Below are 13,933 nucleotides of genomic sequence, written 5' to 3' on the forward strand. Positions count from 1 at the left end.
CTGACCTATAGCGTGCGTAGTAATCGTTTTGCCAAACACAAAAGTAGAGTCTGGTCTATCCCGGCTGCATGCTTATTTTAATGAACAAAGGAGAGGCTGCCATTGATCGACGCTCAAGGTAACGGACTTGTTTTCTTACTATGTGTTCCCCGCAGTGGTAGCTCGTTGTCCACCGTCATGCTACAAAATCACAGTCGTATATTTGCCACCCAGGAAATGTGGTTTCTGATGAGCCTTGTCGATCTGCCAAAGACCGATTCACGTGCTTACGGTGGCAGCTCCATCATGCGTCAGTTCTACAATGCCATGGTATCTGAGGATGTTTTCGAAAAGGCGTGCAGAAGTTTTGCTCTTGAGATCTACAATGGATTCCTGGAAGGCAGTGGAGCAGACTTCATCGTTGATAAATCTCCGCGTTATTATTACATGCTTGAATGGCTGGATCGTTTGTTCCCGCAGTCCAAGCGCATTCATCTCCAGCGTAATCCTCTGGCTATAGCAGCATCATTCAAAAAGGTAAACCGTCATACAGGTGAAGGATTCGATCTGACTCATAGTCTACAGAGTAGCAAATTAAATATGAAAGCCGTAGATCTCACACTGGGTATGCTCCGCCTGAATGATTATTTTGCCGAACCACACACCAATGCGCATGAACTGCAATATGAACAATTGGTCGCCAGACCTCAGGAAGAACTCGAGAAACTATGTGCATTTCTGGGGATTCGATATGAACAGGGTATGGAACAGTATGGACAGTTTCTGGATAGTGCAAAATCTGACATGTTCTACAGTATGGGGGTTGGTGATCCATTCCTCTCTTCGCATCAAGAGGCTCATCAGGGTTCTGTTAACAACTGGAAAAGTATATTAGATCCACAAGAAGTTGAACTGTATTGCCGTGTTATGGGTGCAGATCTGTTCCACCGGATGGGGTACAGTGAACAGCTGGCGGAAGCTGAACAATGGACGGGTGTTCGTTATGAAGCAAGTCCGGATCAGGAAGTCATTGACCGAATCACGCATCAGTTGACGGTAGCGACCGGTTGCCAGTGGCAGCAACAATACCGGATGCAGCCAGCTGATTCTGTTGTTCGTGATTCGCTCGCGAATCGGAATGATCCAGTTGTCGAAGGAAAGGAAAAGACAGATCCGACGTTGGCTGCGCTGGCAACGATCAGGCAGTTACAGGCCGCGCTACGAGCAGCAGATCATCGACTGGAACGGGGATACGGCGAGCGGGAGCGCTTGAAACTCCAACTGGCCTCTGCTCAAAGCAAAATACAGCGTATCAAATCATGGGTACCATTTGGTCATCAGATCAGCGCTTGGGCTTCACAGCGCAAGATTCTACGGGGAGGAAAATCATGAGCGCCATAGCGGGAATTGTTCACAACGATGGTCAGCAGGCGCTATGGGAAGACAGCTGGCGTTTGTACGCAAGCCTGGGGCATGTGCCTGCAGATACGACAGGGGTCTGGAAAGGCAATGAGGCGTTCCTTAGCTGTCATGCCCAGTGGATTACACCGGAATCGGTAAGCGAGAAGCTGCCTTTATATGATGAGGATAGTGGTCTGACCATCACAGCAGATGCCATCCTGGATAATCGGGAACAACTGGCAGATCAATTACAGATATCCAGAGCAGAACTGGCTATGTTGGCGGATAGTGAACTGATCCTGCGTGCCTATCAGCGTTGGGGAGACGATGTGGCTGTTCGATTACTAGGGGATTTTGTATTTGCCATCTGGGATGATCGGAATCGCAAACTATATGCAGCAAGAGACATTACAGGCATGAGAGCTTTTTATTACCGACATGATGGTTCACGTTTTGCTTTCTGCACACTCATGAATCCGTTGCTCGGACTTGAAGGGGTACATAAAGAACTTGATGAGACCTGGTTATCTGAGTTCCTTGCCATTCCTGACATGCATGATTCAGCAGATATCAACTCGACCGTATACCGGGGAATAAGTCAGCTGCCTTCTGCACATACACTTGTCTTCCGGGACGGGAGGCTGGAACTAAAGCAATATCATCGCTGGGATGAAGTGGAGCCTCTAAGGCTTAAATCCGACGGTGAATATGTAGAAGCGTTTCGAGAGGTCTTTGGGCAGGCGGTCGGATCACGATTGCGAACTCACAGGCAAGTGGCTGCTGCATTAAGTGGAGGGCTCGACTCCGGAGCCGTGGTTGGTTTTGCCTCCGGAACACTGAGAAGTCAGGGCAAACGGCTGCATGCCTATAGTTATGTTCCCGTGCCGGATTTCACTGATTATACGTCGAAAACGTTGCTGGCAGACGAGAGGCCCTTCATTCGTTCCACGATTAATCACGTCGGCAATATCACAGAGAACTATCTTGATTTTGAAGGCAGAAGTCCTCTCAGTGAAGTGGATACTTGGCTCGACATTATGGAGATGCCCTATAAATACTTTGAAAATTCGTTCTGGATACGCGGATTCTATGAAAAAGCGAGCCAGCAGGATGCAGGCATTCTACTCACAGGGGCACGTGGTAATTTCACCATCTCCTGGGGTCCGGCTCTGGATTATTACGCCAGTCTGCTGAAAAGTGGCCGTTGGTACCGCTGGTTCCGTGAGATGCAGCAGTATAGTGAACGCACTGGCATGCCTTTCTCCCGTATAGCCAAGATCACAGGGAAAAAGGCATATCCGGATTGGTTCAAGGCTCAGTCCAAAGGAGCCAGCCAGGCCGCATCCGTACAGTTGATTCATCCTGATTTTGCGCAGAGAACGGGTGTACTGGAACGACTCAAATCCATTATCGTTCTGCAGGGCGGTGCCCAGGCGGATGCGCTCAAAGTGCGTGCCGAGAAATTCAATAATCTGGCCATTGCGAACAAAAACGGTGCTGTCGCCACGAAATGTTCTCTCCGTTACCGGGCTTGGGAGCGTGACCCGACAAGCGATGCCAGAGTCATTCGGTTCTGCCTGTCCGTACCGATTGAACAATATGTGAAACAAGGGACGGATCGTTCGTTGATTCGCCGGGCTACTTCACCGGAGTTGCCTGATAAGGTCAGACTGAATCAGCGGGTACGGGGTGTTCAGCCGGCGGATTGGTTACATCGCATCATTCCGAATTGGGATGCCTTTACGGCCGAGTTGCATGCCTTGTGTTCTGACAGCAAGGTCGCTGGCATATTAAACACGGAGCGTATCAAGTCTGCTCTGGCCAATTTTCCGAGTCCGAGACCTGAACTTGCGTCTCATCCAGATCTGCGATTGATGATGCATAGTCTGATCGTCTATCGGTTCATTCGGAAATTTTGAATGAGGGCACATGAAAGGAGGTGAATACGATGCAAATGGAAAAAAAGGAATGGCAAGCACCAGCTCTTGAAGTGTTGGAAGTCAATCAAACGATGGCCGGTACTGGCTACAGACAAATTGACTGGGTAACGGTTCACGATGCAGATCTGTACGATCCAACTTCCTAAGTTATTAAGTTTTATGTAGTGTCATCATACTTAAAGGGCGGAATGCAACAAATCCAGCTTTTCGCCTCCGCCCTTATATTGAGCAACACGAATATAAGGGCTTTTTTTTACATTTTATTACGAAGGAGGCGTCGTTCATTGTTGCCTGTGCATTATGTAGCGTATGGTTTGCGCTGGTCGAGCCAAATTCCAATGCCTGAACTGCAGAGCGTACCCATGCATGCAGAGATTCGTTCTGATATCGCGGATGTACACATTGAGTCATCAGATCTGACTACATTGTGGGAGAAGTGGGATCTCGGCAACGACAACTTTGTGGCAAGGGAAGGCAGCCTTTTTTTCAAAATCGAAGATACAGGTCTGTTTCTAATGGAGCAAGGAAAGCGCATCGTTGTATGCTCACAACCGGGAGCAGATGAGAAGAAGGTTAGATTATTCATCCTGGGCACCTGTATGGCGGTTATTATGATGCAACGTGGCATTCTTCCACTACATGGTAGTGCAGTTGTTATGGATGGCTGGGCTTACGCATTTGTCGGACATTCGGGGGCAGGGAAATCAACGCTGTCGGCTGCACTCGCATCACGCGGATATCCGCTTCTCACCGATGATGTTGTCGCACTGACCTGGGATGCTGGGGGAAGAGCCATCGTATCACCTGGTTATCCGCAACAGAAGTTATGGCAGTCCAGTCTGGATGGCTTCGGCATGAAGGAACAGGATTATGCAACGGTTCATGCAGAGATTACGAAGTATGCGATACCTGTTCAGCACTATTTTCATGAGATGGCTGTGCCACTGGCAGGGGTATTTGAACTTGCTCCACAACCGGAAGAAGACCATACGTCCGTTCAACTGGTTGAAGTGACAGGGCTGGAACGACTGCATCTGTTATGCTCCCATACGTTCCGTGGTGGACTCGTTGCAAGGCAAGGGTTGGCACAATGGCTATTCGAGACCGTCTCAAGACTCTCGGCAAGTGTGGAAATAGGCAGATTGACCAGAAAGGGCGCTGAGTTTACAGCATTTGAGATGGTGGATCGGATCACAGATCATATACGCAAAGGAGTGCATACAGGACAATGACAGCAACTACACCGATGAATGTGGAAGACCGGGTAACCCGGAAGGAAGGTAATCTGGTCAGTGATATGGGCGGTGAGAAAGTCATGATGAGCATTAGCTCTGGAAAGTACTATAATCTCGGGAGTACGGGCGGGAGAATCTGGGATCTGATCGCAGAGGAACGTACGCTGGGGGAACTGGTGGAGGTACTTGCTGCGGAGTATGAGATTGAGCCGGATGTATGTCGTGAGCAGGTAGTGCAATTCCTGGAACATCTGTCCCGTGAGGGATTAATCGACGTTGCTCGCGGAGTGTAGAATGATGTTGCGAAAAATGAAGGCCTATTTCTCCCTTCCGCGCGCGATGCGCCGACTGGTCTGGGAAGCTTATGTTCTCCTGGGTTGGGCGCGAATCCTGAAGGCTATGCCATTTGCCAAAATCGCACCCGGGCTGGGGATGCCCATGGTCGAAACACCGATGACCGGACTCGACCGCAGCGAGGTAATTGCGATACGGAATATTTCCAGAGCGATTGTGCTCGCCAGCAAATATACGTTATGGGAAAGCCGCTGCCTTGTTATGGCGATTGCCGGGATGAAGATGCTTGAGCGACGCAAGATAGAGAGTACGTTATATATGGGGACTGCACGAAATAAGCAAGGACATATGATGGCTCATGCCTGGCTGCGAAGTGGGAAATTGATCGTGACCGGAGCAGATACTATGGACCAATATACGGTTGTCGGCGTGTTTGGCAAACGGTGTCCGGAGAAGGGATCTGGGGAGATTGTCTATGATACATGAAAGTGAACTCTATTCATCAGGATTTCCGAAGGAGCTTAAACTGATTTTGAGTATGATTAGAGGTGATCTGACGGCTCTATCCCCTGAAGAACTCAAGGCGCGTTTGCAGGGAACGGATTGGCAGCTCTTTCTGCGGCTTGTCTATCATCACCGCTTGTACTCTGTCCTTTACCTGAAAATGAAAGAACTGAACTCCACGATCATTCCGGCGGATGTTATGGAGAGTCTGCGACAACAATATACGGCCAATACGTTTCGCATGTTACATCTGACAGCTGAGATGGAGCAGGTGTGCGGAGCTTTTCGTGAAAGAGGCATCCGCAATATTACACTAAAGGGACCGGCGCTCGCACATGATCTCTATGGCGATGTATCCATGCGTACTTCCAAAGACCTGGATATTCTGATTCCATTCGATGATGTGGAAGCGGCTGAAGGTATTCTTGCTACCCTAGGTTACGTATCCAAGGAAGAGGAGCGAACACATACGGTTCGTAGTTGGAAATGGCGGGAACATCATATCTGTTACACACATCCGGTCAAGAAGACTCAAGTGGAGATCCATTGGCGGCTTAACCCGGATTCGGGCAAAGAAACCGATTTTGAATTGCTGTGGCAACGCAGCCGGTTCAGTTCATACACACAGACACCTGTCCGCATGCTCGAACAAGAAGATCTGTGGGCTTATCTGGTAACTCATGGAGCGCGGCACGGATGGTTCAGACTACGCTGGTTGCTGGATATCGACCAGATGATTCGCAGTATGTCACTCGATGTGAAGAAAGTAGAACGGCGTCTGAAAGCAGAAGGACGGTTATCGATCGGTTCGCAGGCGCTCTGCTTGACCTCGGATTTATTTAACACGCCGCTGGATGCAGAGTACAGGTCCTTAATGTCCTTGAGTGATCGTACAGGCAAGCGATTAGCCAGTGAAGGCGTACTGTTCATGAATGACATGCTGGAAAGTCCAGCTGATATGAAGTCTTATCAATCGTATCTGTTTAAACTTCGAAGTACGAAGCAGAAATGGTTTTTCTTTATTGAACGTTTATATCCAAGTACATGGGATGTGGATCAATTGCCGCTTCCACGTTCTTTGTTTTTTCTATACTTTCCGTTACGTCCGTTTCTCTGGTTCTGGCGGCGAATTAAAAGGTATACGGTGACGGAAAGGGGTAAAGTATGATCTCGGAATTAAAGTATTTCATGCGAAAGTTGCATCATGTTACGGGGCCCATTTTATATTGGAATCTGCTTGGGATGATCTGTATCAGTCTCATGGAAGGGATCGGCATCTACATGCTTGTTCCGATGCTGAGTCTGATCGGCATATTTGATATGGGCTCCACAGGCTTGAACATTCCCTGGCTCGGAGAAGTGTTGAATCGTTTTTCTGAGAATAGTCAATTGTTACTCGTACTGTTCACCTTTGTGTTGATTGTCTCCGGACAGGCCTGGATGCAGCGTCTCCAGACGATCCGTAATACGCGAATCCAGCAGCAATTTGTACGAACGCTGCGCATGGAAACCTATGGTGCCATTATCATGGCGCAATGGTCATTTTTTCTCCAAAAACGAAAATCCGATTTTAACCATATATTAACGACTGAACTTGCACGTGTGAGCCAAGGAACGAGCATTATGCTGCAAATGGCAGCCTCGCTGATCTTTACGGGCATTCAGATCGGTCTTGCTTTCTGGTTATCCGCCAAGCTGACGGCACTTGTGCTGGTCTGTGGATTGTTATTATTTTTTGTCTTACGAAAATTCGTCAAGCGGGCCAAGCAGATCGGAGACCAGACCTCTGAATTCTCGCAAAGTTATTATAACGGCATTACCGAGCATTTCAACGGAATTAAGGATATCAAGAGCAATATGCTCGAGCGTTCACACATGAACTGGTTTGAGCGCATGTGCAGACAGATTGAACGCAATGTCATTCAATTTAGCCAATTGAACAGTGGCACACAGCTGATTCACCGGATGTCCGCAGCTATCATTATTGCGGCATTCATCTATCTTTCTCTCCGTGTAATGACAGTACCTCCGGCAAGTCTCATACTCATTATCCTTATCTTTTCCCGCTTATGGCCAAGGTTTACGGCGATTCAGTCCAATTTGGAGTACATCAGCTCCATGCTGCCTGCGTTTCGGGTGGTAAGAGAACTGCAAGCGCAGACGGCGAAGAGTCGTGAGTTTAGTGAAGAGATTGCCTCAGCAGGAGATGTTGGAATTGGTGGGATTCAACCTATGAAACTGAAGGAATCTATCACGTGTCAGGATATCTGCTATCGCTATGAGGGAAGTGATACGTATTCATTGATGAATGTGCAAGCTTCTATACCTGCAAGGGGCATGACCGCGATTGTAGGCAAATCCGGAGCAGGCAAGAGCACGCTGATAGATCTGATTATGGGCCTTGTGAGGCCTGAAACTGGTCGTATTCTGATTGACGGTGTACCGTTGTCAGAAGAACGATTACTGAGCTGGCGAAGTTCCATCGGATATGTCTCCCAGGACCCATTCCTGTTTCATACGAGTATTCGGGAGAATCTGCGTCTGGTTGATCCGAATGCAAGTGAAGAACAGATGTGGCAAGCATTGCAGTTTTCGTCTTCTGCGGCTTTTGTACGGAAGTTACCTCAGGGTCTGGATACGATTATAGGTGATCGAGGTATCCGACTATCTGGGGGGGAACGCCAACGGTTGGTGCTTGCCCGGGCCATGCTGCGGAATCCTTCGGTGCTAGTGCTGGATGAAGCAACGAGTGCGCTGGACAGTGAGAATGAACAGTACATTCATGAGGCGCTGGAACGGTTAAAAGGACATGTCACCATTATCGTGATTGCACACCGATTGTCCACCATTCGGACGGCAGATCGTGTGATTGTGCTGGACGAAGGTCGTGTCATCCAAGAGGGCGGATATCAGCAGTTATCTACAGACCCGGTAGGCACGTTCAGCAAACTTCTGAACATGCAAGCGGGTGTTGTAGGACAGTAGGGAGGCAAGCCATAACGTAAAGAGGCGCGCCACGATGGCGCGCCTTTCATGTAAGTCATTAGTGTGATGTGCAAGAATTAATGAACGAGCGCTGTATTCGTAGGGAGTGGCAGTTGAAGAGCACCAATCTGCTCTAAATGCTGTACGATCTCCTGCACGGCGTCCTCAATGGACCATTGCTCCGTATCGATGATGAATGAAGGAGATTTCGGTACATCATAGGGGGCGGAAATGCCTGTGAAATGAGGGATGTCACCGTTGCGGGCTTTTTTGTACAGGCCTTTGGGATCTCGCCGCTCACATTCTTCAATCGAACAGCGCACATAGATTTCAATGAAATCATCCGGTTCAAATAACTGTCTAACCATCTCCCGATCCTGTTCATGAGGAGAGATAAAGGCTGAAAGGACGAACAACCCGGCATCTACCATTAACTTCGATACTTCACCAATTCGCCGCAGATTTTCTTGACGATCCTCAGCTGTAAAACCGAGATCCCGGTTCAGACCATGACGTACATTATCCCCGTCTAGAACATAACAACGCACGCCTTGGTCGTAGAGATACTGCTCCAGGGCAAATGCAAGGGATGACTTTCCTGCACCCGATAACCCGGTAAACCAGATGGCACGACTACGGTGTCCATTATGTTTCTCCCGGTCTTGTCTGTTGATGCTAGATGATTGCCAGGTTATGTTGCGCTCTTCCTTTGACATGAGTATCCCGCCTTTTCCCTACCATGATATGTATAATATTTTAACATATTTACAAGATTATAGCACCTTATAGATTTCTTCAAAATAAGCGTGAATCGACAAAATATCGGGTATAGATGTAGTACATACATAGCAGGAGGATCAATGTCATGAGTGAAAACATACAAAACATACAGGTTGGATTCAAGTGCCCGGATTGCCAGCAGGATGTCCGAGCGGAATTTATAGATGAACAGGTTAGCACGGTTCGTTGTAAAGGTTGTGACAGAGCGTATACGCTATTGAAACCAACCATCGGTGATGAGATTCTACTTGATTGGGAGCAGGAGGCTTTGTATCACAAGCTGAGGGCAGAGCGGTCTGAACTGGATAATCACAATATGTCGGCCTTGATTATCAAAGTCATCGAGCTACTTACTTGGCGTGATCGGGGAGATGGGCAGACCCGTGCCATACAGACTGTGAGGGAGTGGCTCGCTTCCAGTGGCAAACCCCAGACCTTGCTCGAATTGTTTCATCAAACTCCGCCACAACATGAAAATAAACGTTTCGATTAGGGCGTGTCTGAAACTCCGAAGGAAGCAGATTTTGCTGAATTTTCGTTCCAAGCAAGGAAGTTTTCCGCAGGCGTGCCGGGGCACGTCAAGGGAAAGTGAAGAAGCAGGGGGCGAAAAGGCGGTAAAAGATGCACTTCAGCGAGTTTCAAGACACGCTCTAATAAGCATTTACATACATTAGCCGTTCCTGTGGCATATTACCTGAAGGTGTTCGTGTGTGCAGACGACTAACCGAATTTTCTCAGGAACAGGAGCGGATAGAATGAAGCGAATGGTTCTATACATACTGTTGGGGCTATTGTCCATCAGTATGGTACCGGCACAGGCTGAAGCATCGCCGGTTACCGGAGCTTATCACTTTGGCTTCAAGAAAAGTCAAAATGGTCAGCTGCCCTCCATTGATCAGGAAGGCTTTAAATCGATCTTACAACATAACGATGCCATTTTCCTGGGGGATACGAAGCAGAAGGAATTGTATCTCACGTTTGATAACGGGTATGAGAATGGGTTCACGCCTGCCATACTGGATGTTTTGCGTGCCAAGAAGGTACCTGCGGCTTTCTTTGTGACAGGTCATTATCTCAAGGATCAACCTGAGTTGGTTAAACGCATGGCGGCTGAAGGTCATATTGTGGGTAACCATTCATGGAGCCATCCAGACATGACCCGCATCTCCAATGAGAAGCTTAGGGTGGAACTGGATAAGGTCAAGTCGGAAGTGAATCGGCTAACGGGTCAACAAGCGACCTTTTTGCGGCCACCGCGTGGGATATTTAACAATCGTACGCTTGCAGAGAGTCATGCTCAAGGGTATGTGAACGTGTTCTGGTCAGTTGCCTACAAAGATTGGGACACCAATGTGCAGCGTGGTGCACAATATGCTCATCAGCAGGTGCTGAAACAACTCCATCCGGGGGCTGTCATTTTGCTTCATTCGGTATCCAAAGACAACACGGAAGCTTTGGGTTCCATTATCGATGAGGCACGTAAGCAAGGATATGCATTTAAAAGTCTGGATGATTTGAGGACGAAAACGTATTGATCCTGTATCATATATGATCAATCGGCTAACTTAAGGTTATTCTTGAATTTAGCAAATTATAAAAGGGCATCCTGAGCGATTAAGCTCGGAATGCCCTTTTTACGTTGTATTGGTATGTCGGTTGCAAGTATTGGATGTGACCACATACAAATCCAGAAGATAGGATATAGTCATAAGATACGAAGTTGCGTGTGATACTATATAACAGTATTATAGATGATTCCAATCGTTTTCGGACCACAGTGACTGCATACTACACAACCGGCAGTGGTCAGTTCCACGCGGGCACCCGTCTGTTCCTGCAAAGACTTCTGCAAATCAAGTGCATCCTCTTCAGCCATGGTATGCACAACGATCAGTAGGTCTGGATCAATCTGTTCCTTCGCGCTGAGCGTGTTTTGCAGCATTTGTTCCAGAGCTTTCTCCCGTTTACCGCGTACTTTATAGGCGGGCGCCATCTTGCCATCCGTTACCCGGATGACAGGGCGGATTTTCAACAGACTGCCAATCAGATTCTGCATGCCCGAACAACGTCCGCCTTTGTGCAGATACTCCAGTGTATCAATGACAAACTCCGTGCGCACATTCGGTTTCATCGCCTCAATCAGGTGTGTAATCTGAGTCAGGTTTTGTCCTTTATCGGCTGCATGTACTGCTTTCATCACCATAAGGGCAATTCCGGATGAGAGATTTTGTGAGTCGATGACGGAAATTCGTCCTTCCGGGAACTCGGAACTCGCTAGTCGTGCATTTTGGTAGGTAGAAGAAAGTTCAGAGGACAAGCTGATATATAGAATCTCATCCCCTTGGTCTATGTAAGGTTGAAATGCCGTCATGAAATCAGCGGGTGAAGGTGCAGCTGTTTTGGGGAGACGCCCATCTTGGCTGACACGTTCATATAGCTGTTCAGGCTTAATCTCAGCACCGTCTTTCAGTGATTCTTCACCGAACACCACATACAAGGGGATGATGCCGATATCGTGTTGCTGGATCCATTCGGGAGCCAGATCACTTGTGCTGTCCGCAAAAATTTTGATTCGTGACATGTCAATCTCCTTTGAAATACAAGAATTTTTAGCAAAATAGTATAGATTATATTCATGTGTAAACCCATTCATTTTAATTATAAGGAAACATGACGCTGATGCAAACCGTTACATCATGTTCATGCCCACCAAAATAAGACCAATGAATGCCAGAATGATGATCCCATTCAACAGCATCCCGATAATGGCAAAGACTTTCTTGCGATTCTTGAGGACAAGACCAATGATTCCGAGTATGCCTCCGGCCAGATTGAGAATCAGGCAGACCAGAATGGCTAATGAAGCCAGAATGACGGCTGGATGCAAGGCTAGCTCTTCTGCCTGCAACGGGGTGAGGACTTCGATTGAATCGTTTAGGGCCATAGCGGCAATAAAAAATATCAGAATGTAACCCACGATTGCAACCAATCCAATGACAAAGCTGGCGATTCCAGGTCCGGAATGTTTCAGTGGAGCCATGGGTTCCCTCTCATGATCTGGCGGGTATGGTTCATAGATATTGTTATTGTATTGATCTGCATGGTTAGCATTCTGATCTGTGTTGTTATAACCTGAATTGTAGGAATTGTGATTATCCATTATTTTAATATCCCTCCTTAATCACGTACTGAGTGTTATTAACCTAATCGGCGTATAATGATCTTCTATTTAATATAAAGATTGCATACCTGTTTACTTTTCCATAATTATCGATAAAAATCAAGGATTTACGCCAGTTTTCTACGATATATAGGGTAGGGATAGGATTAGTAAGTATAAACAGACATATGATCTATGAAGCTCCGCTCCGACTGGTAAAGGGTGATTGGATTCGCTACAATAAAAGGAGGGAAGAGTTGAATTAAGGGAGAGAACTTACATGCAACGAAGATGGATGATGCTTGGAGCTGTAATGACCATGTTATCGGTTGCGATCGGTGCGTTTGGTGCACATATGCTCAAAGATACAATTGGGCCGGCGGCCATAGCTACATATGAGACTGGTGTGCAATATCAGATGATTCATGCAGTGGCCTTACTCATTATCGGCTTGACGGCTGGTCAGCTTGGTGCATCTACGAAACTGAAATGGGCCGCACGTCTGTTGTTTATCGGAATTATCGTGTTCTCGGGCAGCTTGTATGTGCTCAGCATTTCGGGTATCAAGATTCTGGGTGCCATCACACCGATTGGTGGGGTAGCTTTCATTGCTGGATGGTTGTTATTGGCATTAGATGTATGGCAGCGAGGTAAGGATCGCTCATGATCCATCCAAAGGAATCAATCATAACGATATATGGAAAAGTAAGAAATTCCTTTGTTATCTGAATGAATTAACTGAAAAAGCAACTTGCGTTAGAATGTCACGTCATTCTAACGCAAGTTGCTTTTTGTTTTAATCGGATTAAGTTAGTTACAGAAACTCATCGATTTCATTCGTTCGGAACGTATACACTTGTTTTTCATCTACATGGTAAATGCTCACCACACTGGTATCCCGATCAAAATTCAAAATGCGGCAAGGAATGCTCTGATGTTTACCGTTTTTGTTGTTGACAACAATACGGGTTAGACGATTTTCTTTAATAAGCGTGTCAATCCACGCATCAAACGAATTTCCTTCGGAAACATTGGATGTTTGGGGGGCAGGCTTTTTCTCGCTAACTGGTTTTTCTTGCTGATTCTGTGCTTTGACTGGAGCAGGTGAGGCAGGTGTCTGTGTTGCAGTGGACGCCTTCTGTGCTGCGTTGGCTTGTGATTTTTTACGTTCGTTGTGAAGGGTGACGAAGGAGTCCTTCTTGGACTGGAGTGTCGCTTCAATAATTTTGCCTAGCTCTATGCCGGATTGAATCCGAAAGTCCGCAATTTGTTCCTCTTTGTTTATGAATTCCAACAGGGACTGCAGTGCCAATGCATTTGAGCGGCTCTTAATAAGTATATCGACATTAAATAAAAAGCCGATTTCCTCTTGATTGGATAAGGTTTCTTTCATTCATCCCAGCCCCGTTAAAAAGTATGTCAGCATATAAAACGCTTCAATACACTATATCATTAAAAAGGCAATAATCATAGTGCCAGAGACGCAGAAATATGCAGAAACGATATGAATCAAGACCCGGAGTGTCCCTTAATTTCTACCCATAATAGAACTTATATTCTTCCTTTTTCATCCCCTGATCATCCTGTTTGCCTGCGTCAGTCGTGAGGGTCTAATCTATAATTTATATAACAGGACAGGAAGCAACAGGGGGAAT

General features: G+C 47.0%; 15 protein-coding genes. 11 read left to right on the plus strand and 4 right to left on the minus strand.

Translation table 11 applies throughout. From position 1 onward, the window contains the following. The first annotated feature begins 102 nt into the window (after window positions 1-102). From MHI06_RS09335 to MHI06_RS09370, 8 genes are all read left to right on the plus strand, one after another. Window positions 103-1,371 (plus strand): sulfotransferase, encoded by a 1,269-nt coding sequence (locus MHI06_RS09335; protein WP_340401283.1) that lies wholly within the window; start codon window positions 103-105, stop codon window positions 1,369-1,371. Next, window positions 1,368-3,299: an asparagine synthase-related protein gene (locus tag MHI06_RS09340; protein ID WP_169478759.1), complete on the plus strand. Its 1,932-nt coding sequence runs from the start codon at window positions 1,368-1,370 to the stop codon at window positions 3,297-3,299. Before MHI06_RS09335 ends, MHI06_RS09340 begins: the two co-directional genes overlap by 4 nt. Before the next feature lie 35 nt (window positions 3,300-3,334). After that, entirely contained in the window at window positions 3,335-3,466 is a 132-nt protein-coding gene (locus MHI06_RS09345; RefSeq protein WP_105408482.1) for a paeninodin family lasso peptide, read from the plus strand. Between the two features lie 138 nt (window positions 3,467-3,604). Beyond that, window positions 3,605-4,552 (plus strand): aldolase, encoded by a 948-nt coding sequence (locus MHI06_RS09350; protein WP_340401284.1) that lies wholly within the window; start codon window positions 3,605-3,607, stop codon window positions 4,550-4,552. Then, the gene (locus MHI06_RS09355) at window positions 4,549-4,848 is read left to right on the plus strand and encodes a lasso peptide biosynthesis PqqD family chaperone (protein WP_340401285.1); all 300 of its coding nucleotides are present in this window, start codon (window positions 4,549-4,551) and stop codon (window positions 4,846-4,848) included. Before MHI06_RS09350 ends, MHI06_RS09355 begins: the two co-directional genes overlap by 4 nt. A 4-nt stretch (window positions 4,849-4,852) precedes the next feature. Continuing rightward, the gene (locus MHI06_RS09360; RefSeq protein WP_340402084.1) at window positions 4,853-5,335 is read left to right on the plus strand and encodes a lasso peptide biosynthesis B2 protein; all 483 of its coding nucleotides are present in this window, start codon (window positions 4,853-4,855) and stop codon (window positions 5,333-5,335) included. Window positions 5,336-5,387: 52 nt separating this feature from the next. Further along, window positions 5,388-6,521 (plus strand): nucleotidyltransferase family protein, encoded by a 1,134-nt coding sequence (locus tag MHI06_RS09365; protein WP_340402085.1) that lies wholly within the window; start codon window positions 5,388-5,390, stop codon window positions 6,519-6,521. Next, complete coding sequence (locus tag MHI06_RS09370; protein ID WP_340402086.1) at window positions 6,521-8,338, plus strand: ABC transporter ATP-binding protein; 1,818 nt, start codon at window positions 6,521-6,523, stop codon at window positions 8,336-8,338. Before MHI06_RS09365 ends, MHI06_RS09370 begins: the two co-directional genes overlap by 1 nt. Before the next feature lie 77 nt (window positions 8,339-8,415). On the opposite strand, the gene cysC is transcribed toward MHI06_RS09370, so the two are convergent. Next, window positions 8,416-9,054 (minus strand): adenylyl-sulfate kinase, encoded by a 639-nt coding sequence (gene cysC / locus MHI06_RS09375; RefSeq protein ID WP_169478755.1) that lies wholly within the window; start codon window positions 9,052-9,054, stop codon window positions 8,416-8,418. A 149-nt stretch (window positions 9,055-9,203) separates the two neighbouring features. Between cysC and MHI06_RS09380 the strand changes: the two genes are divergently transcribed. Both MHI06_RS09380 and pdaA read left to right on the plus strand, forming a co-directional pair. Beyond that, on the plus strand, window positions 9,204-9,611 hold the full coding sequence (locus MHI06_RS09380) for a hypothetical protein (protein WP_340401286.1): 408 nt from the start codon (window positions 9,204-9,206) through the stop codon (window positions 9,609-9,611). A 262-nt stretch (window positions 9,612-9,873) separates the two neighbouring features. After that, complete coding sequence (gene pdaA, locus MHI06_RS09385; protein WP_340401287.1) at window positions 9,874-10,653, plus strand: delta-lactam-biosynthetic de-N-acetylase; 780 nt, start codon at window positions 9,874-9,876, stop codon at window positions 10,651-10,653. Between the two features lie 197 nt (window positions 10,654-10,850). Here the strand turns inward: pdaA and MHI06_RS09390 are convergent, their stop codons facing one another. Both MHI06_RS09390 and MHI06_RS09395 read right to left on the minus strand, forming a co-directional pair. Then, a complete protein-coding gene (locus MHI06_RS09390; protein ID WP_340401288.1) occupies window positions 10,851-11,699 on the minus strand; it encodes a DegV family protein in 849 nt (282 codons plus the stop codon). A 108-nt stretch (window positions 11,700-11,807) separates the two neighbouring features. After that, complete coding sequence (locus MHI06_RS09395) at window positions 11,808-12,278, minus strand: hypothetical protein (RefSeq protein ID WP_340401289.1); 471 nt, start codon at window positions 12,276-12,278, stop codon at window positions 11,808-11,810. Between the two features lie 280 nt (window positions 12,279-12,558). On the opposite strand from MHI06_RS09395, the gene MHI06_RS09400 reads away from it, so the two are divergent. Then, window positions 12,559-12,945, plus strand: coding sequence for a DUF423 domain-containing protein (locus tag MHI06_RS09400; RefSeq protein WP_340401290.1), 387 nt, complete (start codon window positions 12,559-12,561; stop codon window positions 12,943-12,945). Window positions 12,946-13,092: 147 nt separating this feature from the next. Here the strand turns inward: MHI06_RS09400 and MHI06_RS09405 are convergent, their stop codons facing one another. Further along, window positions 13,093-13,671, minus strand: coding sequence for a hypothetical protein (locus MHI06_RS09405; RefSeq protein WP_169478750.1), 579 nt, complete (start codon window positions 13,669-13,671; stop codon window positions 13,093-13,095). Window positions 13,672-13,933: the final 262 nt, after the last annotated feature.

It is taken from the genome of Paenibacillus sp. FSL H8-0079 (assembly GCF_037991315.1).
GTDB lineage: Bacteria > Bacillota > Bacilli > Paenibacillales > Paenibacillaceae > Paenibacillus.